This window comes from Robertmurraya kyonggiensis, assembly GCF_005116465.1.
Taxonomy (GTDB): domain Bacteria; phylum Bacillota; class Bacilli; order Bacillales; family Cytobacillaceae; genus Robertmurraya; species Robertmurraya kyonggiensis.
In genome coordinates, this window is record NZ_SWBM01000003.1 from 403,852 (window position 1) to 430,752 (window position 26,901).

Below are 26,901 nucleotides of genomic sequence, written 5' to 3' on the forward strand. Positions count from 1 at the left end.
AAGGGATTCCACTTTAGGAGCTAGATACTTCCCTCATATTCGAATCCACCTTTGAGTCTAAGGTAGAAAAATATTCTTGTAGTTTTATCGTTAAACCTCCACTTCCAAACTTCGGTCGCGTTGTTTTTACTTCCTCTTTTTTATTCAGAGACTCAAGAAAAGATAATATATTTTTACGACGCTCTAAAATATTGTCGATGCCATTTTTGTAAAACCACATATCAATCGTGTTATAAATCCCTCTATTTACCCCATATTTCTTAATGCATAGTTGAATGAATGAAAAATCAGCCAAATGAATCATGTCATCTGTGAGTGCAGCCATTTTAATCCCCCCAACAAAAAACGTTTGTTAATGACTCTTGTCTCAATCAATATTGTTTATTTTTGGGTCACCTACTGCTTTTAGACACTTTCCTTAAAGACTTCTGCATAAATGCAACTTCTTTGGCTAGCTTTGTTACACGCTCTAACACTTCCTCATCCACCAAATCATTTTCAAAGAAATGGTCTTTATGTGCATAAACATAGCTCGGAGCTGTATATGCACGTAAATAGCCTGCGATCGGTTTTAATTGGTTTTCAATCACTAAATAATGCTGATAGGTTCCACCTGTGGCAATAAATCCCATTACCTTATGACGAAAAACTTGTGGTTCCACTAAATCAAATAGATTTTTCAAAACACCTGTAATCGAGCCTTGGAAAATCGGTGTCCCGATAATGTAAAAATCAGCTGATTTAATTTTGTCAATAACCTTTTTGGTATCACCAGTATAAGTAGTAGGGTTTCGACCATCACAGAATTGTACGTCAAATTCCTTCATATCCAAAAGCTCTACATCAATTTCTGGATAGTATTTCTGAATTTCATCCAAAGCTCTTTTTACGACAGTCCGTGTTTTTGAACCAGTTATCGTTCCCGAAATGCCAAGTAATTTCATTTACAATCACTCCAATATGTTCATTAAGTTTGACTTAACCCTTCTTCATCTGGTAAAAACACTATAAAATACTTAACTAACTCATTAATTACACTCGACTTACAAGTAGTTTCTTTTTCAAAACACTTACTTTGTAAAAATTCCGGGTACAAAATCGGACCCGGAATTTCAAGACATTTAATTTCGGCTGAACTAAGCAACCTAAGTCAATTCAGTTCCGATTGGCGCAGATGGACCAGTTGATTTCCCTACCTTGATTGGAGCTGTTTCATAATAAAGGATTGCCAACAATCCACATAAGACCGTACTACCTATGGCAATCCACATTGGAGCAGCTAGACCATACATATCAGCTGCAATACCTGCAATTGTTGTGAATGCCACACCGCCAACCAATTCCCCAATCGCCATAATGAAACCAACTGCTGTTGCGACATATTTAGCCGGTACCGATTCAGAAGGCATATTAGACATCGATAATACCATTGTTCCTACGCCAACATTCCCAATAAATGCAGCAATCATTAACAAGACCATTTGATTACTGCCCAAGAAAATAAAGGCTAATGGGGCAATTGCAGTAATAAAAGAGAAGATAATCATCGTAGGCTTCCGACCGATTTTATCTGAAATTGCCGGTATCCCAAAGCCCCATAAGACCCCTCCCAAACCAAATGCAGCCATAATGTAACTCATATTACTTGCCGAAATGCCTTTATCTACTAAGAATAGAGGCGTAAATGTATTAATATTGAGGTACCAAGTTACAGCAAAAATTGCTACGAAAACAGAAACGAGTACATTCTTATTTTTCAACACTAATGACAACGGAACTTTTTCCGCTGGTTTTTCAGCTTCAAACGTTAATTCCTTAGGTTCTTGCACGACTTTCCAAATGAAGAATAATAGAATTAAGCCTGGAACGATCGTTAGAAAAAATGTTGGTCTCCACCCAAATTCATTCGCTAAAGCTACAATCACAATTGGTCCTAGAAAACTTGCCAATAATGCAGTAGAAGAGCTTTGGAAGAAACCCATGTTAAATCCACGACGGTGTGGCGAGGATGCAACAGATAACAACGATTGAGCAACCGGAAAAACTGGCCCTTCTGTGATCCCCATTAACATACGGAATAAAATCAACATAACAAATCCATTTGCCAATCCTGTTAAAAGAGAGCAGAATGAAAACAACAGAACGGAGATCATTAAAATATTTTTCTTTTTTCCTGTTTTATCTGAGAAAAAACCTCCGAACCACCCTGCTATAGCCCATGTTAAGGAAAAAGCTGAAACAATAATCCCAATATGGGTGTTCGATAACCCAAGTTCTTCCGTCATAAAAGGAAATAGGAAGTTAAGTGCCAAGCGATCAACAAAAACAAAACCCCAAACAAAAAAGAGCAGGATTAACAATTTATTCTCGTATGTCCAAAACTTTTTCGTTTCCATAAATGCACCTCATTTGATTATAATTCTAAATATTCTGAATAATTAAGGTAAAAAAAATAAATATAAATGTCTTAGGTTGGTAGTTAGGACTTAGGAAGAAGTCAGACCCATTTATGTACAACGTGAAGGAACCCTCCTTCTTCCCAAAATATCCAATTATTTTGCTACAGGTGATGTAGAAAGGAATTCGACCGTTTTGTTTACGACATCTTCTAGCTTTTCTGCTTGAGGGTAATGTGATGTGTTTTCAATGATTTCTACTTTGGAACCAGGGATTTTTTTATAAAACTCATAAGCGTAATCAACAGGTACAAGCGCGTCTTTGTCCCCCCAAATAATGCATGTGTTCGCAGTAAGGCGATGAATTCTGCGGTCTAGCCCTTTATCCGGAATTGGCCACATATATCTCCCTGCTTCTGCTAGAGCAATTAAATTCTCTACGATCGCTTCAATCCGTTGTTCTTCATTCTCTGGTAGAGTTGAAAACGCTTTAGCTGCATCGCAATCTAAATCCACAAACATTTTCTCTAACAGTACATCTGGCGTATTTACGTATGAAAACACGTCAGTTACAGGTGTTTCATCAATCCACAAACCTACTGCAGCAATAAGAATTAAGTTTTTCACTCGTTTCGGATCGGTTGAAGCGAGCTCCGCAGCCAGCATTCCTCCGAAGGAGTGTCCAATAACATCAACCGTTTCTAGTCCAAGCGCGTCAAATAGCTCATAATAATAGAGAACTAAATCCCACCAGCCTTGAAGCTCAGTATTCCCTGTGGATCCCCCATGTCCAGGAATAAACGGCGCATATACTTTGTATTGCTTTGATAGCTCTTCTAAATACGGATCCCACACATTTCCGCCGGCCCCATGAAGAAATACAACTGGTTGCCCTTCGCCCTTAATAAGGACTTTGGCTGTTATGTTATCTCTTACTTTGACTGTCTCTATTTTTGGTGAAGACATCGTTTCACTCCTCCTTCGTTAAGCAGAAATTTTATTTAACACTTTCTTTATTCGCTTTCAGCTGAACTTCGGGCCAGTTTGTCACAGGCCATTGATCATCCCACATATCACGTAAATGAGGCATAACTTCTTTTGCCATTAGTTCAATATTTTTGCATGCTAAATGATGTGGCATCGAACCATGATTCAATAGAGCAATAATATTCCCAACATGGAGTTTCTTAGAAGCCTCTCTCAGTTGCTCACGTACACTCTCTGGTGAACCTGCAATAATAAAGCCTTGATCAATTAGCTGTTGCCAATTTAGTCCTTTTCTCAACTGTGCTCCCGCACCTTCTGACCCATACTGACTCCTCATACCAGCTGCAACGCTTCGCGGAGAGCGATAACCTGGAGCCTCTGCATATCTTGGCGATACATGGAACGATTTTTCAAAGAAATAATTGATGTGCTCTTCATATTCTTCCTGAGCCTTCGCATCTGTCTCAGAAATACAAATTAATTGAACGAAAGAAGCCTTATAAGGGTTCATATCATACCCTTTTTCTAAACGTCTTGCCCAGAATTTATCAAATTTGTCTTGGGCGAACTTATGGCCATAGAAGCTTAGATAAGAATAGTTATAATCATTTTCTGCCACCCAATCCCAAGTCTCAAGACTCGCACCGCCACCTGGGATCCAAATTTGAGGATGTGGACTTTGATGTGTACGAGGCCAAACATTTACATAACGAAGTTGATTGAACTTCCCATTGAAATGGAATACCTCATCTTCTGTCCATGCCTTTTTGATTAAATCATGCGCTTCATAATAACGCGGTCTCAATTCTGCCGGTGACACGCCATAGGCGTAGTTCGTATCCATGGATGTTCCTACAGGAAAACCTGCAATTAAGCGTCCTCCAGTAATAACATCTAACATCCCGAATTCTTCTGCCACACGGATTGGTGGATTATAAAGCGCCAAACTATTTCCCAATATGAGAAGACATGTCTTTTCAGAATCCTTAACCTTTCTGGCAAGAGTTCCTGCAATGATATTTGGTGATGGCATTAACCCATATCCATTACTATGATGCTCATTTACTCCAACCGCATCAAATCCTAAATCGATGGCAAGTTCATATTGATCAATATAATCGTTATACATTTCATGGCCCTTTACAGGATCATATAATGTTCTTGGGATGGAAATATAAACGCTTTCATAATCTTTTTCGAAATTCTCAGGTAGATCTCGGTATGGCATAAGGTTCATAAAGATAAATTTCACTGAATTTCCCTCCTCAGCTTTTCATTTGATTTTAATAGCCACTATAAAACACAGATGAAAGAGCGATGTAGTATGCCACAATTCATCATTCTATGGTGGTTTCATTCACCATCGTACCTACTTATTAATCTTTTGAACTTGAGGGTTTACTACTGGCTCAAGATAATTGAAAATTTCTTCCTTCTCATCTAGTTTCCAAGGTGGTAGCAATAAAGTAGATCCTAAATCTTCGATTGATTCATCGATTCCTAAACCAATATCTGAAGTTGAGAACTCACATAAAACACCGCCAGGAGATCTTACATAGCAGGAGTGGAAGTAATGACGATCTTTAATTTCAGAGATATCGGTATACCCAAGACCTTCAATAAAGTGTCGAACCTTATTCATTTCTTCATCATCTGCTACTGCAAAGGCAACGTGATGAACAATTCCAGCTCCATTAATCCAGCTTCCTTGTGGAAGATCTGGCTCGTGTTTGAAGTTCACTGTTTTTGCAGCTCCACCTTCATTAATTTCTAACTGATAATATGGACCGTCCTGCCCTGTTAATCTAAAGCCTAGAGGTCCTGTAAAGAAGCGCAATTGCTCTTCTACTTCACGAATAGACATGGTAACGCTGTGGAATCCTTTGACAGCATATTCTTCTGAAATGTCTTCGGAAACACATGGTTCACGGTTGTCATTCGGATCTTCTACAAGTTCAAATCCTAATCCACATGGGTGGAAAAAGGAAAGTCGCTTTTGTCCAAACCTTTCTTCCACTTCACCGTGTTCTACATTTTTTTGCTCGAATCGATTCTTCCAAAAATCTAACGATCCTTCAGGAACTGTAAAACCGGTTACACTGATTTGCCCTGACCCTCTTCGTCCATAAACTCCGGATTGCTTAAATGGAAACGATGTCATAATTGTGCCGATTTCAGCCTTGCGGTTCCCATAATAAAAATGATAGATTGGTAAATCACCGTCCATTAATACTGTCTGCTTGACCAAGCGCTGTCCAACAATGGTAGTAAAGAAATCTACGTCTTCTTGTGCTCCTTCCACTCCAGCAGTTACGTGATGGATGCCTCGAATAATCCCACTTAGATTTTCCATTTTTCTCCTCCTAGAAATTTATGTTTTTACTGGATTTAGAACCGTGTCCAATATCCATTGAAAACACTATAAAACACATAACTAACTGAAAAATTACACATCACTTACAAGGAGCAGAAATTTTTAATCATTGAATTTTTAAGTAATAAACCCTTTATTCTAACTGAAAATGCAACAACATAAGCGAGAGGCTCAAATCTTGTTTGTAAGTCTTATCCATTTTTGTTGACATCTTACTAACTTGCTTATAGTATTTATAGTGACATAAGCGATTAATTAAATAAGGAATCGTGTAATTAAACCTTTTTACTTACAAATTAATGTAAGCGCATACAAATAGTTATGTTTGGTAGCTCCAATCCTCTACATATTAATTGCTACCGATATAACATCTCTCCTCAACTTTTAATACCAAACTTCAAGTCATTATCCCAAGTTCTAAAACAATCTCTATGATGCAACGGAATGAAAATCACCTCGAAGAAAAAGTGAAAACTTACAATAAGAGGGAGGAATGAATGTGGAATTTTTCGAATCCAAACTAAGAGTTCCTTACTACACACCCTACCTAAATAGAGAACGACTATTTTCCCTAATTGAGAAGAATTTAGAGCGTTCACTAATATGTGTAACTAGTGATGGTGGCTATGGCAAAACAACCTTAATATCCAGTTTTATCAAAGAAAATGATCTTCCTGCCATTTGGTATCAACTATCTCATTTAGACAGTGCTCCTCAGACCTTTCTTTCTTACTTCAAAACAGCCATCTTAAGACATATTTCAGGGGATTACAACGTATATGACATTTCAATTGAGGATTTAGAAGTGGAACTAAATCGTATCTCTACTATTCTCTCAACATGGCCAAACAAGTTAATTATTGTATTAGATAACTATCAATCAATTAATGAATGTGATGAAATCGAGTCCATGTTAGCCACACTTATCAGGCATGCATCTCCAAATGTCACCTTTATCATCACAAGCCGAGTCAGACCAAATCTAAATCTCGTACATTTAAAACTACAAAATCGTTTAGTAGAGTTAGGAACACATCAATTGTCATTCACAAAAGAGGAAATCAAGCGTTTTTTTGTTCACTTGCATAATATTGATTTGCAAAGTGATGAAATCGATCTTATTTATCATAAGACGAAAGGTTGGGCTGCAAGTCTTCAGCTTTTACAAGATTTAATTAAAGATATGGAGATTTCAGATCGCCCTTTATTCTGGATTAAATTTAGAGGAACTCCAGACATTTACGATTATTTAGGGTCAGAAATTCTTGCTTCTCAAACGGAGGAAATCAAGTCATTTCTCTATAAAACATGTCTATTTACTGAACTGAATGCAGATACAATAAATCAATTTCTTGAGATTACAAATGCAGAACAAATCTTAAAACATTTGTTAGAAAACCATCTCTTTATTTATAAGAATGAATTGGGTTCAATCAAATATCATTCAATTTTTCGTTCATTTTTATATAAAAAATTATCTGAATATTTTTTAAAGTCAGATATAGATACTTTCCATAGAAGAATTTCCTATATTTACGAGCAAAAAAGAGAATATTTTCTTGCCTTTGTTCACTCCATTGCAGGTATGGATTATTTGCTTGGAGCTAAGTTAATGACCAATATGAGAAGACAATATGAATCTTCTCAGTTTTTAACCCTGATGGATGGATTATTAGAAGAAATCTCACCAGAAGGCTCTTCTACCGCAAGTATTATCTTATATTTAGTCAGGTGCATGCCTTTAGAAATTAATAAAGATTTAATCAAACCTTTGGAAAAGAAAATTGAGGATACGAAGAAGACAAATTCATTATTGCTAGCAGACCTTCAGCATCTACTAGGAGGATTATATTTTTATACTGGAGACATTGAAAAGTCCGAACAGCTTTGTAGTGATTCACTTTTACATGCAATAAAAAATAAGGATCACGAGTTGATTTCTATTAATCTTTCCCTTAGAGCTCTAATCTCTTTGTACAAAGGGCAATTTGATAAAGCCATTCAGTTCTCAAAGCAAGCTCTATCGTACCCTGACAAGAACAGCAACTTTCATCCCCACCATATGGCAACATGGATTCTCTCTGAAGTATATTTAGAACAAAACGAGTTGTCCAAAGGAGAACATTTATTAACTGAAACATTTAAGCTTTCCGGTCAGCGCCATGACTGCTCCATCATCTATCCATATTGTTCGATGGGAAAGTATTACCGTATCAAAGGAAACTACAAAGAATCTTTGGAATGGATGAAAAAAGCTGAAGCCCTCGCCCTTGAGTTTAATATTGAATACGACCTTGGCTGGATCTATTTCCAGCTCTCTCTGACACATATGAAGTTAAAAGATTTTGTTGAAGCAGAATTGTGTTTATCCAAATCTCGATCATACCTTACTCACGCAGATTATTTAACTTGTACCGTGAAAATAGCGCAGATTAAAGTGTACCAAGCATTAGGGAATCTAACTCTTGCCAAAGAGCTGCAAAACCAGCTCAAACATACTATGGAAGAGAAAAATTATTTCTGGTTAATGCAAGAACAGCTAATTGTAAGCGCTACCGAAATTAAGAGGGATAAGGATTACAAACTCTATCTTCATACACTCGGAAATTTTGAAATAAAATATGAGGACAAACCCATTTCTTTAAAAAGAAAATCAAGCTTACAGATTCTACAATTCTTGATTGCTAATCGCCACAAAAAAATAAATAAAGACAGCCTGATTGATCAAGTTTTTCCTGAGGGTACATTTGAATCTGTGAAAAATCAATTCTATGTATCTTTATCTGATTTAAGAAAATCAATTGAGCCCGATCTCAAATCGAGGAAAGATTCTTCATTCATTAGACGAGATATGGAACATTATTCTTTTTGCCTTGATCACATTTATTTAGACGTGGATGAATTTATCCAGCTAACGAAACAAAAATATGTTTCAAAAGTCGAGCGCATAAAGCAGCTTAAAGAAGCTGAAAAATTGTATCGAGGGGATTTTTTTGAAGGATATCCCTATCATGAATTTTTAGAAGAAGAAAGAGAAAATCTGCGATTACTTTATTTAACTACCCTGCAAGAGCTCGCTGATTATTATTGGGAGATCGAGGACTATAAGGCAGGTATCGAGTATTACGAAAAGATTATTAAAAAGGAACCATACAACGAGACCATCTATGTTGACTATATAGAACGTCTACTAAAAAGAAACTTCTTTTTACAGGCAAAAAAGGTATTTGAGCAATACAAAAATTATATAGAAAATGAACTTGGAATTCCCGTTGATGAAAAAGTTCAGGGACTCTTTCGAAAATATACGCATTCCTCTAAATAAGGTAGGGCACCCTCACTCGAGGCTCCCTACCTTTCTATTTTCTCTATTTGTAAGTATTGTGTAAGATTTGTTCATTAATATGGTAACAAACAATCTATGAATGGAGGAGAATTCGATTGATTAATAAAACTTTTGATTCGATCGATGATGCAGTAGCTGACATAGCCGATGGCAGTACGATTTTATTCGGTGGTTTCGGAGGAGCAGGTGTTGCTTATGAGTCGATTTTGGCTCTATACAGACAAGGAGCAAAAAATATTATTGGTGTGAGCAACAATCCTGGTTATGAGCATGAAGGGATTGCAAAGTTAATTTTACATGACCGCCTGTCAAAACTCATGTGCTCATTTCCTAATAACAAACAAAGTTATGTTTTTATAGAAAAATATAATCAAGGCAAAATTGATTTGGAATTAATCCCACAAGGAACCTTTGCAGAACGAATTAGAGCAGGCGGAGCAGGAATTGAAGCCTTCTTCACTCCTACTGGCGTTGGAACGGAAGTGGCGATTGGCAAAGAAGAACGGGAAATCAACGGAGTAACCTGTATTTTAGAAAAAGCAATCCGCGGGGACTATGCATTCGTAAAAGCGAAGAAGGCAGACCGTTGGGGAAATCTAGTCTATAACAAGTCTGGACGTAATTTTAATCCAGTCATGGCCATGGCTGGGAAAATTACGATCGCGGAAGTCGATGAAATTGTCGAAATCGGCGAATTAGATCCAGAAACAATCGTTACTCCTGGAATTTTTGTTCAGCGTATTGTAAAAAGGAGCGGATTATAATGGAGAAGCGTAAATTGACAAGAGAACAAATTGCCCAACGTATTGCACGAGATCTTCAAACTGGAGATATCGTCAACATAGGCATTGGTATTCCAGTGTTAGTCAGCAACTATGTGGCGTCTGATGCTGAAATCATCTATCACAGTGAGCAAGGTGTATTGGGGATGGGTAAAAAAGCGAAACCTGGGGAAGAAGATCCGGACTTAGTTAATGCCTCAAAAGAACCTGTTACCCTTGTTCCCGGTGGCAGTTACTCCCACTCCGCTGATTCTTTTGCTATGGCAAGAGGAAAGCATATCGACGTGGCCATTTTAGGTGGCATGCAGGTTTCCGAAAAAGGCGACCTTGCCAACTGGAAAGTAAAAGGTGTTAAGCTTGGAAGCATTGGAGGAGCCATGGACATTGCCATTGGAGCGAAGAAGATTTTCATCGCCATGACACATACGAGTAAAAGTGGAGAAATTAAAATTGTTAATCAACTCGACTACCCTGTCACAGCACTACACTGCGTGAACCGCATTTATACGGATTTGGCGGTGATTGATGTTACCCGAGACGGACTAATATTAAAAGAGATTGCCCCTGGCTTCACGATTGAAGAAGTTCAAGAAGTCACAGAGCCTAAATTGATCAAAGCTGAAGATTTAAAGGTAATAGAAGTTTAAATATATATGGTCGCTCACCTGTGACGGTGAACGACCTCATTTTTTAACCGCGATAATCAGTGTTATCTTCCACATACTCAAATAATTGTTGAGCAATACTATCCTTTCGCCCCTTATCGATCTCTTCCACTAAATGGGCTACCAAACCCACTGCTCGTGAAGCTACAGCAAAGGACTTCACAACGCGGTAGTCAATCTCCATATCGGACATAATCGCGCCAATCGCACCTACCGCGTTCAGCGTAATTTTTTTTCCTTTCTCCTCGCAAAATTGTCTATGAATCTCTAATAATAATAGTGAATGTTTGCCGAGAAATCCTGTTTCCTCAGCAATCTCAAATAGTTTGCCTGTTCTCGGGTCTACAACTTTATGAATATGATGGCCAAATCCAGGAAATTGAAGCCCCTTTTCTTTTCTATCTTTGATGACAACTGTCGCCAGCTCTTCTATATTTTTGTCATCACCAAACTGAGCAAAGGCTTTTTGGAGCATTTCTGCTACGTATTCCATCGCCCCTAAATAGACCGTACCTGCGCCTAACAAGCCTGCCGCCACTGCTGCTTGAACAGCTTCAGGTGCTCCTAGATAGGTTAACCGTGTAGAAATAGAGCTTGGGGTAAAGCCATGCTCACATATCGCCACTAGTATAGCATTCAGCATCTTAGATTCTTGCTCAGTCGGTATACGATGCTTTGCACCAAGAAAAGCCATGTCAGCAAGGGTAATTTTCCCAATCAAATCCTCAGCCAAATCATAACCATGCACTTGAATTGTATCTGCTGTTGATCTCCCAATTTTCGTTTGGAATTCCATCTTCATTTCCCCCTATCTTATTTTTGAGTTATGTAGCTAGTTCCTTTCATCCTCCAAAATCATTCTTATAATGGACCGGGCTGCCTCAATTTCTTCATCATTCACAAGGTGCTCCATTCCTTTAAACACAAGTTTAACTGTTTTTGCTCCCATCTTGGCGAACATCGCTTCCGACTCATCGACACGCTCAACCGGTACCCATTCATCCACATCACTCGTACCTAAAAAAACAGGTGTGCCATCAAAATTCCCTTTTATCGGCCAGTTTGTCCCCTCTGGACCAATCAATCCACCAGTAAAAAGCAAAACTCCACCATACCTTTTTGGGGTTCTTATTGAGTATTCCGCTGCCAGACATGCCCCCTGTGAAAAGCCCAATAGGACGATTTTTTCTGCGGGAACACCTTTTTCAATCCATCGATTTACAATTGAGCTACATACTTCCAACGAATACGTTAAAAATGGTTCATTTTTTTCTAATGGTGCCATAAATTTTTCTGGATACCAACTGTTTTGATACGCCTTGGGAGCTGCGTAATATATCCCCTCCAATCCAATACGTTCCGCGATTTCAAGAATCGTTTCTGGAGATTGGCTTCTCCCATGAAGGGAAAGAACAAAAGCCTTCGCTTCTGAAAAAGCTGCCCCATAATAGGTTATTTCCTCTTGCAAGTGTACATTCATCAATATCACCTCCAAAGCTTACATATGGAATTTAATTTCACTTTACTAGATGGAACTAACAGATTTCTTACACAGGGAATTGTTTTTAGAAGCACAAGAATGAAAAGCTGACCAGAAGCAAAAAGAGCAACCAATTGGCTGCTCTTTAACTAGGATGTTTTTTTCACTCGCTCATTCAGCTCTTCTTGAATGTAACGGTGTGTGTGTAGGATGATTTGATCGCGGTCGTTATCTAATGACGCAACATGGTAGGAATTTTGTAGTGTCACAATTTCTTTTTCAACAGAGGTGACATGGTCAAAGATATAAACCGTATTTTCAGGCGGAACCACATGATCGACTGCTGATTTAAAGCATAATAACGGATGGTTAATTAACGGCAATAGCTCAGGTGTTCTTCCCATTAACGCCTGCAGTTGATGAATTGATTGAATTGGGACCTTGCTATACGTGATTTCATGAACGTTTTCTGCCTTGATATCTGGTGCTGATTCATCGAGATATCTTGGATTTGAAACACCAATCCATTTTTCATAGCTTGGTAGTGTTAGTGCAGGATTGATCAGAACAATCCCCTTGATATCCTTATACTTACTTCCCAACCACAAGGCCAATGTACCACCCATCGATTGCCCCATCACAAAGATGGTTGAGCAGTTCTCTTTTAAAAGTTTATATCCTTTTTCAAGCTCTGCGAACCAATCTTCATATGTAGCATTCTCCAAATCTCGATAATCCGTACCATGACCTGCAAGTCTTGGCGCATAAACCGTATACCCCAAATCCGAAAATTCCTTACCTAAATATTCAACACTTTGAGGAGTCCCCATAAATCCGTGTGAAAGCAACAAGCCAATCCTGTTTCCTTTTAGAAAAAATGATTCTGCTCCCGCTATAACTGGATATCTTTCCTGCATGGCTATTCCCCCTTAGTTTTTTAAATTGTGGATTCCTTGAATTTCAACAAGTGTAATCACTTAACCGGAGTAATTCCGTTTATTTTGAATAATTAATGGATATTAGGTGAAATAGGCGGAGATTTTCCGTTAAATGACTTAATAAATCTTAAAATCATGAAAAATGTATAGCTTAACCGGAAAAATTCCACTTATTTATAGGGAAGTAGGTGAATGTCTTGATATAGCCGGAATTTTTCCGTCTATTTTTCAATGTAATAAACTCAACTCCACCTTAAACAGAGCTTATATAAAAAAGACATGACCTAATGTGATAGGCATGCCTTCGTTCGTCCGATCAGCTAGGTAATATGTTTATCTGAATTATAAATCATATTATTCCGACCTGTCAACTTGTATTTAATTAGGTACTATTAAAATTCCTCATAAACAGCCGGATCTTGATTCGCAATTCTACCATTGGGACGAGACAATTGTGAAATCATCGTCATTTCTGCTTCATCTAGTTCGAAATCAAAAATTGAGATGTTTTCAAGCTGTCTTTTCGGTGATTCAGACTTTGGAATCGAAACGGCTCCTAACTGATAATGCCATCGTAAAACAACCTGCGGGATCGTCTTGTTATGATGGGCAGCAATCGTTTGAAGCGTATCAATTTGCAAGTCTTTAAATCCTCGAGTAAACGGACTCCAAGATTGTGTGGCAATGTTTTTCTCTTCATGGTATTTTCTTTGTTCAGCTTGGTTGAAAAACGGATGCAATTCGATTTGATTGATGCTTGGAAGAACGCCAGTCTCTTTTTCCAAACGTTCTAGATGCTCAGGTAAGAAATTGCATACCCCAATTGAACGGATTAGCCCCCATTTTTTCGCATCAATCAATGCTTGCCATGCCTCCACATATTTTTCCTGCTTCGGATTTGGCCAATGGATGAGGTACAAATCATAGTAGTCCAAATTGGCTCGGTATAACGATTCTTGAATCGCCGTGACCGCCTTATCATATTCTTGATAGCGACCTGGCAATTTGGATGTGATTCGTAGATCTGATCTTGGTACAGAACTACGTCTAATCGCCTCTCCAACTGTTCCTTCATTCTCATAATTATAGGCAGAATCAAGAAGTCGATACCCAATTTCAAGGGCATTCTGAATTGAACTAGCCCCTTCATTTCCCTTTAGCTTGTACGTCCCAAGACCAATTACCGGCAAAGTCAGACCATCATTCAACGTTATTTCTGGAATTGAATTACTCATAGCCTTTCACTTCCTTCATCAGAATACTTTTAAAATAGCATAATAATGGAAAAAGTTCATGACTTGTGCCTCGAGCCACTAAACGGTCATTTTCCAGCTGGAGAACTTTAACCAGTCTTCCTTCTCCCTATAATCAGGCATGATTTTTCCAACAAGACGCCAGAAGGAGCGGTCATGGTTGAGATGGACCATATGACACATCTCGTGAACGACTACATAATCGATGACCTCTTGGGGTGCCATCGCCAGTCTCCAATTGAAGGTTAACCGCCGATTTGTATCACAGGTACCCCATGTTGTTTTACTATCGTTAATTTTAATGGAACTCGGTTTCGTCTTAAAATTGTATTGATAGACTGATATACTTTTTTCCACTAGAGCCTTGCACTCTTTATAATAGAAACGTTTTAAAGCCTGTTGTATTTTTTCAGCGTCATGCTGCTTGACGTAGATTTGTAGCTTCTCATCCTCAAAGACGACATGGTCCTGCATGGTATTCACATCAACATTTATCTGGATAGGGAAGGTTTTCCCTAAATAAAGAAAGCTCTCCCCATACTCATATACCTTTTTCTCAGGTCCCTGTAGTCGCTCATTCATTTCGGTTAGTTTTTGCTGAATAAGATTCCAATTTTTCTCGAGTAACTGATGGACCTTCGCATCAGGCGTCCCTTTTGGAGCCTGCACTTCCACATTTCCATAACTATCAATCCTCATGGCGAAAGATGTGCGATTTTTGTACTTGATTTCAACTCGAATCGTCTCACCCAAGTAGGTATGTGTTTGAATCATAAGAATCACCTAGCTTTTTTATCCCCTGTATTTGAAAGCCAGCCCTTTTAAGAAATTTCGTGCAAATTTATCTCCACAAACTTTATAATTTTTTTGCCCTTCTTTTCTCAATAAAGCCCCGAGCTCACCTTTTGAAACGTAGATACCCGCTTCTTCAAAAATATCAAGAATGTCATCCGTCGTTAAAGCTAAGGCGATTTTCACTTTTTTCAAAAGAACATTGTTCATATGTGAAGTTTTCGCTGGTTCAGGTGTAGAAGGTTGTCCTGGTTTAGGCTCCTGTACGCCTCTTTTATAAATGATGAACCCATTCAAAAATGCATCCAACATACTGCTCGTGCATTCGATATGGTCTTCACTACCCTCTTCAAAGTCATCTGTTCTAGTGAGAATCTTTGTGACTTCTGGCACCGTTACTTCCATTCCGCCCAGTTTAAAAATCTCCGCCATTTCTCTATTTTTTAGCTCCATTGCATATCGTAATCGAATTAATCTATCGTTATTATCCATATTGGACCTCCTTTGAAAAATTAGTTCCCAACTTCAGTTTGTATGTTCCATGATTATATTATGAACGCTTTTCAGACCTTTTCAAAAAAAAAACGATTGGCACATTTGATTACTATAATCTTTTTTTAGCTTAATTGCCATATCCGAGCCAAAATTAACCCCCTGAAAATGATCTTCAGGGGGTTGATTTCATTCTTCATCCATCATGTTTTTGAGATAGTCATTCAAAAAGATTTCTTCCGGATCTAGCTCCTTCCTTATAGCAAGAAAATCCGGTAATTTCGGGTAGCGATTGAGTAATTCCTTTTTTCCAAGAGTATGCATTTTTCCCCAATGCGGTCGTCCTTCGTATTTCTGCATGATCGCTTCCATATCTCGAAAATATTCTTCATAAGGCATACCTTTATACATATGAAAAGCAATATAGGCTGATTTCCGTTGATATGACGGACTAAGCCATATATCATCTGCTTTTACCACTCTACATTCTATCGGAAAATGAACCTTATATTTCTTTTCTTCGATTTTTGCCCGAATCTCTTGAAGTGATTGCTTAAAATGTTTAAGCGGAATGCTATATTCTATTTCTCTAAATTTGACTAGTCTAGGAGTAGCAAAGAGTTCATGACTTTTAGCTACCACAACTGTCTTACTTATCCCCTTCGCCGATAATCGGCTGATAACACGGCAGGTCCTAGGAAACCATCGGCAAATCTCCGATAGTACAAGAAATAAATAGTTTTCTAGTATTAAAGAATTGAGATGATGGAAAAATAATTGCTGCGGTTTTCGTTCAGTCTTATTCATCGTCTTTACTTGTACCAAGTCGGAATAAGGGAATATATAAAATTCAAAGTGCCGATTATCGTTTATGTAACGCTCCAAATTTGGTTCAAAATTGGAATATTGTATCTTATCGCTTCTATATTCATAGACAAGACTCTCAATTACTTTCAGTTTCACTTTTACAATAATTCCAAGACTACCGAATGATACAAGACTAGCCTTGAAGAATCGAGTGTTTTGTTCCTTGGAAACGGTCAGGATCTCTCCCGATGCAGTCACAAGCGTTAGTTCCACGACCTGGGTAGAAATATTTCCAAATTCTAAACCCGTGCCATGGGTTCCCGTAGAAATGGCCCCTGCAATACTTTGAACATTGATATCCCCTAAATTCTCCTGAGCAAATCCTGCTTCTCCGAGCTCTTCCCCTAATTGAAATAGCCTTGTGCCAGCTAGAACAACAACCGTGCTCGAAGCTTCATCAAATTGTTCAATTCCACTTAATAAATCAAGGGATACCAGCCAATCATTTGACTTTACTAATCTCGTAAACGAATGTCCTGCCCCTACTACTCTAATTTTCCTTTTTTGTTTTGATGCTTCTTTAACAACTAAAACAACCTCAGCAATCGTGGAGGGATAAAGGATTTTTTCTGGATTGCTTTCAAATGTTCGAGCCCAATTGCTCCATCGTTTTCCTTGTAAAGTTTTGATTACAGAAAGCATTTTCCTTCCCCCCGATAGGTTCGATATCGATCAACGACTTGATTCTTTGAAAGACAGATGATTTCATTAAAACGCTCGCAAATTTCTCCTGCTTTAGCAGCTCTGAAAATAATAGCATCCCCAATTTCCAAGGTTTCTTTTTCATAATAAACAGGTGTCTGAACTTCTCCAGCTCCTTCAAATGAGAGCAATTTTCCTCCAGGTGGATAAACGGGCTGAGGCACTTTATCCTCCCCATATGGTCCGGATGCAATATACCCTCCACCAAGACAAGTGTATATATTTGAAGTCGGTTTTCTCACAACCGGCAATGCAAAAAATAAAGCAGGCGTAAAACGAAAATTCCGGTAATAATCGAAAAGCAACGGAGCATAGAAGCCTGAACCCGCCGTCAATTCTGTGACACTCTCTTCTTGTGATGTCGTGTCAAGGCTCCCCGTGCCCCCTCCATTCACAAATTCAAGTTGAAATCCTTCACGCTCAAGAACTTGAACAATGGACTCCCGTCGCAATTTGATTTCATGGATGGACTTCTTTTTCAAAAATTTAACGGCTTGGTTTTTAAGCTGTTGCGAAGGTACCTTGTCGCCTACTCCTGCAATTTGCGCTTCATACCCCATCATTCCTATCAATTCTAGTGTTGAGGATTCTTTTATATGCTGGGTTAGTTGAATGACATCTTCTTCTGTTTTCAAAGGAGAACGTCTGACTCCAAAATGAAGACTTCCGAAGGTTGTACTCATATCAATATCCATGCATAGATAAAAAAATCCATTTTCTTTTCTAGCAATCTTGTTAAGATGATCAATTTGTTCAATTGAATCGACCATACAGGTAATTTGTTTGCCTGAGGCATTCAGTTTGGCAATATGGCTAAGTTCTTGATAATCCCAGCACGGATATCCTAAGAGAATATCGTCAAAGCCTTGTTCTGCAAGAAAGACAGCTTCCTTGGGGCTATAACTCATTAACCCCTTGAAAACAGGGCTAGTTTGAAAAATTCTTTTTAAGACCGGAATTGAGCGAATAGACTTGGTCGCAATTCGAATGGTTTTGCCATTTGCTTTTTTAGCGATAATCTGACAATTTTGGTCAAAAGCATCTAAATCCAGCAGTAGAGCTGGAAGAGATAGATCCTTTGTGATTTCTTTAGGAATCAATGATATCACCTCACTTCTAATAATAAATGAGGAAAAAGAGGAACAAAAGGATTGTTTTAAAAATTCTGAAATCTAATCAAAAAAAGAAAGGCATATATTCCACCTTTCTTTGATCCATAAGTTTTGTGAAAGAAAATCCAAACAACTCCAAATGGTGTTAGTCGGCCTTCATTTTCATTTTAAATAAAACAATCGCAAGTACCGTTAAGACGACTGCGTACCCGAGCACCCACCATAAATGAGGGAAAATGTCGCTGTATTGGCCACTCATGGCTGCTTTCCCCATATCAACAGCATGTACAAATGGCAATGCATACGCAATCGTTTTGAATGGGCCCCCTACTAAATCTAAGTCAAACCAGATGCCTGAAAGCCAAGCTGATAAATTGGTTAATAGGGCACCAGAAAGGCCAGTTGCCGCTTTTTCACTTAACAATGTACCGCATATGAGTCCCAGACTAACGAAAATAAATGCAGGCGGAATTAGTAGTGCAAGGGCTATGAACATCGGAGTCGAAATGGATAATCCTAAAAGAATTGCAATTACATAACAGATGATTCCTTGTACGATGGACATCACAAGCAAAGGCAAACTATAGCCGATAATGAAATCTTTTGATGTCATCGGCGTTGTGAAGAGCCTTGTTAAGAACGAACTTTCTCTATCCTTTGAGATCACTTGTGCGGCAAAAAGAGCCATGAAGGATAGTCCAAACACTGCAATTCCAGGCGTTAGTTCCGTTATATGAAAGAGATCGACTGGAATGCTTTTGTTAATCGCTGATAAAAGAAGTAATAACACAATTGGGAATCCTAGTCCAAAAAGGATGGCTATCGGATCTCGTACAATTTCCTTTGTTGTTCGATTCGCAAATAAAAGTATTCTCATTGTACATCCCCTTCCGTCACAAAATGAACGAATGCATCCTCAAAGCTTGTTTTTTTAGAAGTCTTGATCAACTCTTGAGCCGTTCCTAATGCCTTCATTTGTCCATTTTTCATAATGCAAATTCTATCTGAGAGCTCCTCCGCTTCCTCTAAATAATGCGTCGTTAAAATAATCGTTGTTTTTTCCTTCAACTTTTCAATCTGCGCCCATAGTTCGCGGCGTCCTAAAATATCAAGCCCAAGTGTTGGCTCGTCCAAAAATAAAATTTGTGGTTCACTAATCAAAGCAATCGCAATGCTAAGCTTACGCTGCCAACCACCGGATAATGTTTTAGCCCGTTGTTTTTCAAATGGTTGGAGTGAAAACTGAGAAATCATTTCATCCGCTTTTCTTTTTCCCTCTTCTTTATTAAACCCTTGGATCCCAGCCAACAGCTCCAAATTTTCACGTACCGTTAAGTTGGAAGCAATAGCCGTTTCCTGTGGCGATACCGCAATCACTTGACGCACTTGTTCAGGCGATTGCGTAACACTTTTTCCTAGCAAAGTCGCATCACCCGTTGTTGGCATTGTTAAGCCTGAAAGCATTTTGATTAGCGTCGTTTTCCCAGCACCATTCACACCAAGCAGGCCAAACAATTCTCCTTCTTTGATGGTAAAAGAAATGTTGTCCACAACAGTCTTCGTCCCGTATTTTTTTGTGAGAGCATTGATTGCAATAGCTGTAGTCATTTACTCACCCTCTTCATCGATAGTCGTTTTCACCATATTAAAAAAGTTACTCATCATTCGTTCTGGCACAAGGGCCAGTCCACGTTCATCATCACCAACAATAATCAACTTATCCCCTGCACTTAATCCAAAAACCTCACGTGCTTGTTTCGGAATAACCATTTGCCCTCGTTCTCCAATAGTTGCCATTCCAAAGAAATGTTTGCCCTTCGGTGGAATACCAAGCTGTTCATCTGCTTCTTTAAAATTAACCAAATTATCTAAAGTCACATTGTATAGTTTTGCAAGCTCCATACAATGCTGAATATCAGGAGTTGATTCCCCTTTTTCCCATTTTGCAATGACCTGTCGAGATACGTTTAAGCGTTCCGCCACTTCCTCTTGTGTCAGCTGGTGACGTGTACGCAAAATTTTCAAATTCATATTTATCATACTTTTCATACCTCCTAATACTATTATCGAATAGAAACCAACGCTCGTCTATCAATGCTCGTTTACACCCATGTTATGATTTGTAGCATTTGAGGAAATTAACCATTTTGGTAAAAAAATAAGAGTGCGAACACGGAACCTTTCGCACTCTACTTATTATTCATCAAATAGATAATTATTTTCCTCATTTGCCACTTCAATCGTTCTTAACTCAAAGGATTTACAACCTGAACTAATGAACGGGTCTGCTTTTGCAATGGCTGTTGCCTCATCAAAATCTTCTGCCCCAAACACAACCATGCCCCCTGGATAATCTGCGAAAGGTCCACAAAGTACTAGTTTTCCTTGCCTCTTCAACTCTTTTAAATACTCAACATGGTTCTTGATAAGTTCTCTATCAACCGGCTTTTCGTTGTTCATCAAGTAAACGTACATCATGGCTTGGCCTCCTTATTATTTTTTATCCCATTATTTTATCAAGTTCGTCAGACACAAGGTGAACTTCTTCTGTTATTTTCTTCTTCAGGATTTCAAGTGGAAGAGTTTGAATTCCCTTCATTTGAGCAATTTGCAAATAATAGTTACTCAACTTCCAGTCACTCTTCTTTAGAACTGTTTTCAACTCTACCTTTATCATTTCACGAGCTTTAATATACGCTTCTTGTTCACTCTCTGTAAGCTTCTTCTTTGGTTTATATTTTAATAGCGACGTCTTAATAACCAAATTGAAATCATAAGTATTCCAAATAAAATATAAATTAACAGTAATATTTTTCTCCTTGATAACCCAATTGTCCTTTTTTAGCTCAAAATGCCAATCTATATGTCCTTTTCCCTGAACACTATATGTATTTATTAAAACTTCCTGTCCAATTTCATCAAATAAATAATCAGATATTTTTTGAAAAGCAATCTTTTCTGGAAATTCTTTATCCTTAACATCTTTAGTGATATCCTTCAATGTCATAGCAGGAGTAATTGTATAAGAGTTCGCAAATTTAATTGGATTATAGTATTGTTTGATGAAATTCATCCACCAGCTATTTAAGATAAGATTTTCATGCATATCGTTTTGGAAGACTGAGAATAACTCATAAATATCTTTATATCCAATGAAAATAATGTTTCTATCTTCAAATTTCTTCCTTTCACCTGTTGAGGTATATGCTGTTTTAAAAAGAACCTGAATAATGGTAGATTTTGAGTCTCGTTTCTTTATTTTGGCGGCATATGATTCAGGCTGATTTTTTCTACTCTCACCACTGTATGTTTTATCCTCAATGATGATATAAATTTTTTCCGAACCATCTTTAGGGGTTAACTTTAACAATACATCTATATTATGTAACTGTTGCTTAATCTCTAAAGAATAGTCATGGATATTTCTAAATTGGAAATCAATATTAACTTCTATGTACTTTTTTATGATGAAATTTAATAATTCGTTGGCTACATCATAAACAACATCATTCGTTTTTAATCTAATGTGTTCAAATAGCCAGCACAAAAAGGCATCTTGTGATAATTCACTTGTGGCAAACTTAAATAGATTCGGAGTTTCAGGCAATTCTAATTCAATCTTCTTCACATAACCGCACCTTTCTTTACACACATACGCAGGATAGGCATCTACTAAAAATCCCCCATCCTCTTGATTGATAATCTCTTCCCACGCATCTTCTACTAATTCAGCTTTACAGTTTGGACAAATTAAAGCATTCATTTCAGAATTCCCCCTTTCTTGTATAAACGTTTGAGAATCCTAAATCGAGTGTATTTATTTTACATGGTAATATATTACTTTTTATTCACTCAAATTGTCCACTTCTATTTCTCCCTTGTGACACACCTCACTGACCACCCCACCTACAAACCCCTATAATGTTCTTTGTCTATCAAAAAAGAAGGTTTGTGAAAAAATGAAAAATACATATGTTCCATCTCGATTTAATGCTTTATCTCGTACAGATGATGATGGGCTAGTTCTATTTAATAGTTACACAGGTGCCATTGCTCATTTTTCCGATACAGAAAAGGAAACGGTTCTCTCTTCTTTAAAAAGAGCTGGCACGGAGCGATTAGAAAACGAAATCCAAGAAGACTTGGTCAATAACGGATTTCTCGTTTCTAGTACAGTCGATGAAAAAAGAAGGGCGCAATTTTTGCACCAGTCTCTACATCGAACCGATATGATGCATCTTGTCCTTATGCCTACTGAGGCTTGCAATTTCCGTTGCAGCTATTGCTACGAATCGTTTGAACGTGGCAACATGAATCGGAAAATCAGAAACGGGTTAAAATCGTTCGTGCAGCAAAAGGCGGCAACTCTAACTGATTTACATATTAGCTGGTTTGGTGGAGAACCACTCATTGCCTTAGATGTCATCGAGGAGCTTTCCGAATCATTCTTAGAAGTTGCACAGGAACAGAATATCCAATATTCCTGTGACCTTGTGACAAATGGCTATCTTTTAACAAAAGAAGTGTTTCAGCGCTTGCTCTCTTGGAATATCAATCAATTTATGATTACCATCGATGGAATTGGCGAGGTTCACGATAGTCGCAGACACTTAACAGGTGGCGGGAAAACTTTTGATACCATCCTCGAAAATCTTTTAGCGATAAAAGAGGTATCTGGGTCATTTGATATCACCATTCGAACCAATTTTGATGAGGATAACTTGCAGGAGGCATCTGAATTAACAAGATTCCTAAAAGAGCATTTTGCCGATGACAAGCGGTTCGGCATCCTCTTTCGACCTGTTGGCAAATGGGGTGGAAAGAACGATGACGACATCCCCGTTTGCAGTCGGACCATGGCTGATAACAAGATTTGGGAGCTGACGGATGAGGCGATTACCGAAGGAGTCAACATGAGTTCAATGGTATCGGGGTCCATGATGCCATCTGCATCAGTTTGTTATTCAGCAAAGCCCAACTCATTAGTAGTCGGGTCAGACGGACAATTGTACAAATGTACCCTCTCGCTTAATGAAGAGTTTAATAAAGTTGGAACCCTGCACGAAGACGGCCAACTCGACCTGGACTATGACAAAATCGCCGGCTGGGTCACCTCAGGTGAAGAAACCGATGAAGGCTGCCAGTCCTGTTTTTACCGACCTGCCTGCCAAGGGAATCACTGTCCGTTATATCGCATGAGAACTGGTGAATCGCCTTGCCCTTATGAGAAACGAAGTATTAAAAAAGTCTTAAATCTTATCTGGAAAAACAGTCTTGAAAGGTGGTGAATTCGATGCGTGTATTACGTCCAGCAACATCTCCAGTGAACGCTCAAAACACTGGCAAGATTATGAAGTCTGTTCCGGGGAGTTTGAAATAATGTACAACAAAAGGCTGGGTCCAATGGGTGGACCCGGCCTTTTGTTATGTGAATTCCGGAATGAGTATTCATAGGCGGAAAATTTCCGGTTAAAGTACCGAGAGGGAGCTTAAGAAGCCAATATTAGCGGAGATATTCCGCTTAACGGCTCAAAATAAGTGAAAATCCAATGATTTGGGTACGATAAGCGGAAAAAACTCCTTTATTTTTATGCAAATATAGGGTTTTTCCAATATAAACGGAACTTTTCCAGTTATTTTTCAATCAACGAAAAAACTGCGTTTTTTATATAAAAAACGCAGTTTTTTGTTATTCCAATCACAACGTCTCTTCAATCCCCGTCTCAAGGGCGATTTCTTGACCGTCATGGTGAATCGTCAGTGCTTCTCCTTCTTCTAGAAGATAGCTTGTTGATTCTTTGTTTAACGTGATTTGAATCGTACGGCCTAGGTATTGCAAATGGAACGTGAGTGAGTTCCACTCTGCGGGAAGCACAGGCGATAAACCTTTGCAAGGATTCTTCTGTCGTGAGGTCAGAGCCCTAGTACTTTATTTTGTTAAACGATATACCCTTGCTTCATAAGGCTTCAGGGTGAATCTGTCGATTGCTTGCGCTTCGTCCACATGATAGTTGGATATCAGCACTTCATTTGCTGAAAACTCAATGTTCTTTGGTAAAACAAATTCAGGCGTATCCTCACTGAAATTGCAGATGACAAGAAGTTTGTCTTCCCCAAGCGTTCTTGTGAAAGCATAAATCTGTTCATCATCTTCATGAAGAATATCGTAGGTACCATAGACAATCACTTCATTTTTCTTACGCAGCTGGATTAATTTTTGATAGTAATAGAAAATCGAATCTTTATCCGCCAGAACGGCTTCTGCATTGATTTCTTTATAATTCGAGTTGACATTAATCCAAGGCGTTCCATCGGTAAAGCCTGCATTCTCGCTTGCATCCCACTGGATTGGCGTTCTTGCGTTATCACGACTGCGCTCATAAATCCCTTTAAAAATTTCATCATAGGAAAGGAAATTTGGCGTCAAATCGCGGTAAGCATTTAAGGTTTCAATGTCTCGATAATCCTCAATGCTTTCAAACTTCACATTCGTCATGCCAATTTCTTCACCTTGATAGATGTAAGGCGTTCCCTGCATCATATGAAGGCAAGTTGCAATCATTTTTCCAGAAATGACTCTGTACTCATCCGAGTCATTGCCCCAGCGAGAAATCCCGCGTGGCTGGTCATGGTTACTCCAATACAAGCTGTTCCATCCTTCGTTCTCAAGACCTTTTTGCCACTTGGTAAAAATCTCTTTCAAATCAGTTAGTTTCCACTCCTGTGGATCCCACTTCCCATGTTTGCCATCACCAAGACCAACATGTTCAAAATGGAATACCATATTCAGTTCGTTTCTCGTTTCCCCTGTATACAGCTTCCCTTGTTCCACATTAACGCCCGGCATTTCACCAACCGTGATCGTATCGTAGTTGCTTAATGCCTCACGATTCATCTCTTGGAGGAATTCATGGATTCTAGGACCATTCATAAAATGTGGTCCTCCATTTCCATAAAGTGCACCTTCTGCTTTTTCTCCCTCTGGATAACTTGTATCCTTGGAGATGAAATTGACAACGTCCATACGAAACCCATCGATTCCCTTATCAAGCCAATAACGCATCATTTCATATACTTCTTGTCTAAGAACAGGATTTTCCCAGTTCAAATCAGGCTGTTTTTTACTAAAAAGATGCAGGAAATATTCGCCGGTTGTCTCGTCATATTCCCAGACACTTCCGCCAAAAGCAGCTCCCCAGTTAGTCGGAGGCTGGCCGTTTTCACCTTTTTTCCAAATATAATAATCACGGTATGGATTATCCTTAGAAGATTTAGATTGCTGGAACCATTCATGCTCGTCACTCGAATGATTCACCACAAGGTCCATCATAATTTTCAAGCCGTGCTTATGAGCCTCTTCAAGCATTTCATCGAAATCTTCCATCGTTCCGAAATCATCCATAATGTTGCGGTAATCAGAGATATCGTAGCCATTATCATCATTTGGAGATTTATACACTGGCGACAACCAGATAACATCAATCCCCAATTTACTTAAATATGGAAGTTTTTCCGTGATCCCTTTTAGATCACCGATTCCATCCCCATTCGAATCATTGAAGCTGCGGGGATAAATTTGATAAATAACACTTTCTTTCCACCATGTTTTCTCCATAGTAAGTCCCTCCATTGAGCAATTTACTCAGTTTTACTATTGTTTGTGTAGGTTAAACGTTTACGTTATTGCCTATGTAAAAGAAAAGTTTTATATCTTTTCCTTTACACTCTTTCGTTCCACAATACTGTGTTTTAAAATACGGCTTTCGGAAAGTTGGTCTGTTTCCATCATTTCCAGAAGCATATGGCCAGCACTCTCACCCATTTCCATAAAAGGCTGTTGAACAGTCGTTAATGGTGGGATTGACATGCTTGCTATATTAATATTATCGTAGCCGATAATTGAGATATCATCGGGTACATTAATCCCAAACTGATAAGCTGTGAACATCGCGCCAATTGCCATTTCATCACTAGCTGCAAAGATAGCGGTTACATCAGGCTTTTGGTCGAGCATGCTTAGCATCCCAAATTTACCTTCAGTGAACATAAATCCTTCCCTTATGACGATATTCTTATCATCAAATGAGATTTGATGGTCCTGCAATGCTTTCTTAAAACCTTCTATTCTTGGCTTTCCAGCAATCATATCCGTATCAGGTCCACTAATCATCCCTATTTCGGTATGACCCTTTTTAATTAGATATTCTGTAGCAGAATATGCAGCCTCAAAGTCGTCTACCTTCACGTATGGAATCGGGAATACTTCAGATTTGGTTGATAATAAAACAATGGGAACATTCATTATCTTGATAAACTCATAATATTGCTTTGTCATTACTTCACTGGTGAAGATGATTCCATCAACACGTTTTTCACTCAACAGTTGAAGATATTTCATCGTTTTCTCCTCGTCTGATTCGGTGTGAGAAACGATGACACTTGAGCCATGTGCACTCGCCGCTTTTTCAATCCCCCTTAATAGCTCTGTTACGAGCGCTCCGGACAAAAACGGGAACAAAACGCCAATGGTATGAGTCTTTTTATTAATTAAGCCCCTCGCAATAGCATTGGGTTGGTAACCCATCTCCTCAATAATCTCCAGGACCTTCTTTTTCGTCTTTAGTGAATATCCTGTCTGACCATTTAAAATTCGTGAGACGGTTGCTATTGATACATTCGCCGCCTTGGCAACATCCTTAATTGTATAAGCCATCT

General features: G+C 38.5%; 26 protein-coding genes. 4 read left to right on the forward strand and 22 right to left on the reverse strand.

Translation table 11 applies throughout. The features are described from left to right. Window positions 1-13: 13 nt before the first annotated feature. The 6 genes from FA727_RS15745 to FA727_RS15770 all read right to left on the reverse strand — a co-directional run bounded on the left by FA727_RS15745 (window position 14) and on the right by FA727_RS15770 (window position 5,736). Complete coding sequence (locus FA727_RS15745; protein ID WP_194138538.1) at window positions 14-325, reverse strand: hypothetical protein; 312 nt, start codon at window positions 323-325, stop codon at window positions 14-16. Window positions 326-392: 67 nt separating this feature from the next. Beyond that, entirely contained in the window at window positions 393-944 is a 552-nt protein-coding gene (locus FA727_RS15750) for an NADPH-dependent FMN reductase (RefSeq protein ID WP_136832412.1), read from the reverse strand. Between the two features lie 201 nt (window positions 945-1,145). Continuing rightward, complete coding sequence (locus FA727_RS15755) at window positions 1,146-2,396, reverse strand: MFS transporter (protein WP_136832414.1); 1,251 nt, start codon at window positions 2,394-2,396, stop codon at window positions 1,146-1,148. A gap of 156 nt (window positions 2,397-2,552) precedes the next feature. Further along, on the reverse strand, window positions 2,553-3,362 hold the full coding sequence (locus FA727_RS15760; RefSeq protein ID WP_136832416.1) for an alpha/beta fold hydrolase: 810 nt from the start codon (window positions 3,360-3,362) through the stop codon (window positions 2,553-2,555). A gap of 31 nt (window positions 3,363-3,393) precedes the next feature. Then, window positions 3,394-4,635: an LLM class flavin-dependent oxidoreductase gene (locus FA727_RS15765; RefSeq protein WP_136832418.1), complete on the reverse strand. Its 1,242-nt coding sequence runs from the start codon at window positions 4,633-4,635 to the stop codon at window positions 3,394-3,396. Window positions 4,636-4,752: 117 nt separating this feature from the next. Continuing rightward, a complete protein-coding gene (locus tag FA727_RS15770; RefSeq protein WP_136832420.1) occupies window positions 4,753-5,736 on the reverse strand; it encodes a VOC family protein in 984 nt (327 codons plus the stop codon). A gap of 520 nt (window positions 5,737-6,256) precedes the next feature. Between FA727_RS15770 and FA727_RS15775 the strand changes: the two genes are divergently transcribed. The 3 genes from FA727_RS15775 to FA727_RS15785 all read left to right on the forward strand — a co-directional run bounded on the left by FA727_RS15775 (window position 6,257) and on the right by FA727_RS15785 (window position 10,532). Next, window positions 6,257-9,082 (forward strand): tetratricopeptide repeat protein, encoded by a 2,826-nt coding sequence (locus tag FA727_RS15775; RefSeq protein WP_158318888.1) that lies wholly within the window; start codon window positions 6,257-6,259, stop codon window positions 9,080-9,082. Between the two features lie 116 nt (window positions 9,083-9,198). After that, the gene (locus FA727_RS15780) at window positions 9,199-9,867 is read left to right on the forward strand and encodes a 3-oxoacid CoA-transferase subunit A (protein ID WP_136832424.1); all 669 of its coding nucleotides are present in this window, start codon (window positions 9,199-9,201) and stop codon (window positions 9,865-9,867) included. Next, window positions 9,867-10,532, forward strand: coding sequence for a 3-oxoacid CoA-transferase subunit B (locus FA727_RS15785; protein ID WP_136832426.1), 666 nt, complete (start codon window positions 9,867-9,869; stop codon window positions 10,530-10,532). The genes FA727_RS15780 and FA727_RS15785 overlap by 1 nt, the downstream gene beginning before the upstream one ends. A gap of 43 nt (window positions 10,533-10,575) precedes the next feature. On the opposite strand, the gene FA727_RS15790 is transcribed toward FA727_RS15785, so the two are convergent. From FA727_RS15790 to FA727_RS15845, 13 genes are all read right to left on the reverse strand, one after another. Further along, window positions 10,576-11,346, reverse strand: coding sequence for a citryl-CoA lyase (locus FA727_RS15790; RefSeq protein ID WP_136832428.1), 771 nt, complete (start codon window positions 11,344-11,346; stop codon window positions 10,576-10,578). A gap of 36 nt (window positions 11,347-11,382) precedes the next feature. Then, window positions 11,383-12,030 (reverse strand): alpha/beta hydrolase, encoded by a 648-nt coding sequence (locus FA727_RS15795; RefSeq protein ID WP_136832430.1) that lies wholly within the window; start codon window positions 12,028-12,030, stop codon window positions 11,383-11,385. A 149-nt stretch (window positions 12,031-12,179) separates the two neighbouring features. After that, complete coding sequence (locus FA727_RS15800; protein ID WP_136832432.1) at window positions 12,180-12,947, reverse strand: alpha/beta hydrolase; 768 nt, start codon at window positions 12,945-12,947, stop codon at window positions 12,180-12,182. 413 nt (window positions 12,948-13,360) lie between these two features. After that, the gene (locus FA727_RS15805) at window positions 13,361-14,203 is read right to left on the reverse strand and encodes an aldo/keto reductase (RefSeq protein WP_136832434.1); all 843 of its coding nucleotides are present in this window, start codon (window positions 14,201-14,203) and stop codon (window positions 13,361-13,363) included. Window positions 14,204-14,281: 78 nt separating this feature from the next. After that, the gene (locus FA727_RS15810; protein WP_136832436.1) at window positions 14,282-14,995 is read right to left on the reverse strand and encodes a M48 family metallopeptidase; all 714 of its coding nucleotides are present in this window, start codon (window positions 14,993-14,995) and stop codon (window positions 14,282-14,284) included. An 18-nt stretch (window positions 14,996-15,013) separates the two neighbouring features. Next, window positions 15,014-15,505 carry a YehS family protein gene (locus tag FA727_RS15815; protein WP_136832438.1) on the reverse strand — a complete coding sequence of 164 codons (492 nt, stop codon included), beginning with the start codon at window positions 15,503-15,505 and terminating at the stop codon, window positions 15,014-15,016. 189 nt (window positions 15,506-15,694) lie between these two features. Beyond that, window positions 15,695-17,002, reverse strand: a complete 1,308-nt coding sequence (locus FA727_RS15820) for a D-arabinono-1,4-lactone oxidase (protein ID WP_194138544.1) — start codon at window positions 17,000-17,002, stop codon at window positions 15,695-15,697. Then, window positions 17,002-18,171 (reverse strand): amino acid deaminase/aldolase, encoded by a 1,170-nt coding sequence (locus FA727_RS15825; protein ID WP_438646630.1) that lies wholly within the window; start codon window positions 18,169-18,171, stop codon window positions 17,002-17,004. The genes FA727_RS15820 and FA727_RS15825 overlap by 1 nt, the downstream gene beginning before the upstream one ends. Before the next feature lie 160 nt (window positions 18,172-18,331). Continuing rightward, window positions 18,332-19,063: an ABC transporter permease gene (locus tag FA727_RS15830; protein WP_136832444.1), complete on the reverse strand. Its 732-nt coding sequence runs from the start codon at window positions 19,061-19,063 to the stop codon at window positions 18,332-18,334. Continuing rightward, a complete protein-coding gene (locus FA727_RS24500) occupies window positions 19,060-19,794 on the reverse strand; it encodes an ABC transporter ATP-binding protein (protein WP_194138539.1) in 735 nt (244 codons plus the stop codon). The genes FA727_RS15830 and FA727_RS24500 overlap by 4 nt, the downstream gene beginning before the upstream one ends. Then, complete coding sequence (locus FA727_RS24505) at window positions 19,795-20,226, reverse strand: helix-turn-helix domain-containing protein (RefSeq protein WP_194138540.1); 432 nt, start codon at window positions 20,224-20,226, stop codon at window positions 19,795-19,797. Between the two features lie 156 nt (window positions 20,227-20,382). Further along, window positions 20,383-20,664: a YciI family protein gene (locus FA727_RS15840; RefSeq protein WP_136832446.1), complete on the reverse strand. Its 282-nt coding sequence runs from the start codon at window positions 20,662-20,664 to the stop codon at window positions 20,383-20,385. Window positions 20,665-20,686: 22 nt separating this feature from the next. Further along, window positions 20,687-21,949 (reverse strand): hypothetical protein, encoded by a 1,263-nt coding sequence (locus FA727_RS15845; protein WP_136832448.1) that lies wholly within the window; start codon window positions 21,947-21,949, stop codon window positions 20,687-20,689. A gap of 196 nt (window positions 21,950-22,145) precedes the next feature. Between FA727_RS15845 and FA727_RS15850 the strand changes: the two genes are divergently transcribed. Further along, complete coding sequence (locus FA727_RS15850; protein ID WP_136832450.1) at window positions 22,146-23,474, forward strand: radical SAM/SPASM domain-containing protein; 1,329 nt, start codon at window positions 22,146-22,148, stop codon at window positions 23,472-23,474. Window positions 23,475-23,884: 410 nt separating this feature from the next. Here the strand turns inward: FA727_RS15850 and FA727_RS24090 are convergent, their stop codons facing one another. The 3 genes from FA727_RS24090 to FA727_RS15865 form a co-directional block, all read right to left on the reverse strand. Further along, complete coding sequence (locus tag FA727_RS24090; protein WP_281280904.1) at window positions 23,885-24,061, reverse strand: glycosyl hydrolase family 65 domain-containing protein; 177 nt, start codon at window positions 24,059-24,061, stop codon at window positions 23,885-23,887. Between the two features lie 54 nt (window positions 24,062-24,115). Beyond that, a complete protein-coding gene (locus FA727_RS15860; RefSeq protein ID WP_136832454.1) occupies window positions 24,116-25,801 on the reverse strand; it encodes a glycoside hydrolase family 13 protein in 1,686 nt (561 codons plus the stop codon). 90 nt (window positions 25,802-25,891) lie between these two features. Beyond that, window positions 25,892-26,899 carry a LacI family DNA-binding transcriptional regulator gene (locus FA727_RS15865; protein ID WP_136832456.1) on the reverse strand — a complete coding sequence of 336 codons (1,008 nt, stop codon included), beginning with the start codon at window positions 26,897-26,899 and terminating at the stop codon, window positions 25,892-25,894. Between the last annotated feature and the right edge of the window lie 2 nt (window positions 26,900-26,901).

Excerpts from the sequence above, each read along its gene's own strand:
- FA727_RS15790 (WP_136832428.1), bottom strand. The coding sequence starts at position 11,346 with ATGGAATTCCAAACGAAAATTGGGAGATCAACAGCAGATACAATTCAA.
- FA727_RS15755 (WP_136832414.1), bottom strand. The coding sequence starts at position 2,396 with ATGGAAACGAAAAAGTTTTGGACATACGAGAATAAATTGTTAATCCTG.
- FA727_RS15830 (WP_136832444.1), bottom strand. The coding sequence starts at position 19,063 with ATGAGAATACTTTTATTTGCGAATCGAACAACAAAGGAAATTGTACGA.
- FA727_RS15815 (WP_136832438.1), bottom strand. The coding sequence starts at position 15,505 with ATGGATAATAACGATAGATTAATTCGATTACGATATGCAATGGAGCTA.
- FA727_RS15745 (WP_194138538.1), bottom strand. The coding sequence starts at position 325 with ATGGCTGCACTCACAGATGACATGATTCATTTGGCTGATTTTTCATTC.
- FA727_RS15795 (WP_136832430.1), bottom strand. The coding sequence starts at position 12,030 with ATGAATGTACACTTGCAAGAGGAAATAACCTATTATGGGGCAGCTTTT.
- FA727_RS15845 (WP_136832448.1), bottom strand. The coding sequence starts at position 21,949 with ATGAATGCTTTAATTTGTCCAAACTGTAAAGCTGAATTAGTAGAAGAT.
- FA727_RS15865 (WP_136832456.1), bottom strand. The coding sequence starts at position 26,899 with ATGGCTTATACAATTAAGGATGTTGCCAAGGCGGCGAATGTATCAATA.
- FA727_RS15805 (WP_136832434.1), bottom strand. The coding sequence starts at position 14,203 with ATGAGTAATTCAATTCCAGAAATAACGTTGAATGATGGTCTGACTTTG.
- FA727_RS24500 (WP_194138539.1), bottom strand. The coding sequence starts at position 19,794 with ATGACTACAGCTATTGCAATCAATGCTCTCACAAAAAAATACGGGACG.
- FA727_RS15810 (WP_136832436.1), bottom strand. The coding sequence starts at position 14,995 with ATGATTCAAACACATACCTACTTGGGTGAGACGATTCGAGTTGAAATC.
- FA727_RS15750 (WP_136832412.1), bottom strand. The coding sequence starts at position 944 with ATGAAATTACTTGGCATTTCGGGAACGATAACTGGTTCAAAAACACGG.
- FA727_RS15760 (WP_136832416.1), bottom strand. The coding sequence starts at position 3,362 with ATGTCTTCACCAAAAATAGAGACAGTCAAAGTAAGAGATAACATAACA.
- FA727_RS15800 (WP_136832432.1), bottom strand. The coding sequence starts at position 12,947 with ATGCAGGAAAGATATCCAGTTATAGCGGGAGCAGAATCATTTTTTCTA.
- FA727_RS24505 (WP_194138540.1), bottom strand. The coding sequence starts at position 20,226 with ATGATAAATATGAATTTGAAAATTTTGCGTACACGTCACCAGCTGACA.
- FA727_RS15840 (WP_136832446.1), bottom strand. The coding sequence starts at position 20,664 with ATGATGTACGTTTACTTGATGAACAACGAAAAGCCGGTTGATAGAGAA.
- FA727_RS15860 (WP_136832454.1), bottom strand. The coding sequence starts at position 25,801 with ATGGAGAAAACATGGTGGAAAGAAAGTGTTATTTATCAAATTTATCCC.
- FA727_RS15785 (WP_136832426.1), top strand. The coding sequence starts at position 9,867 with ATGGAGAAGCGTAAATTGACAAGAGAACAAATTGCCCAACGTATTGCA.
- FA727_RS15770 (WP_136832420.1), bottom strand. The coding sequence starts at position 5,736 with ATGGAAAATCTAAGTGGGATTATTCGAGGCATCCATCACGTAACTGCT.
- FA727_RS15850 (WP_136832450.1), top strand. The coding sequence starts at position 22,146 with ATGAAAAATACATATGTTCCATCTCGATTTAATGCTTTATCTCGTACA.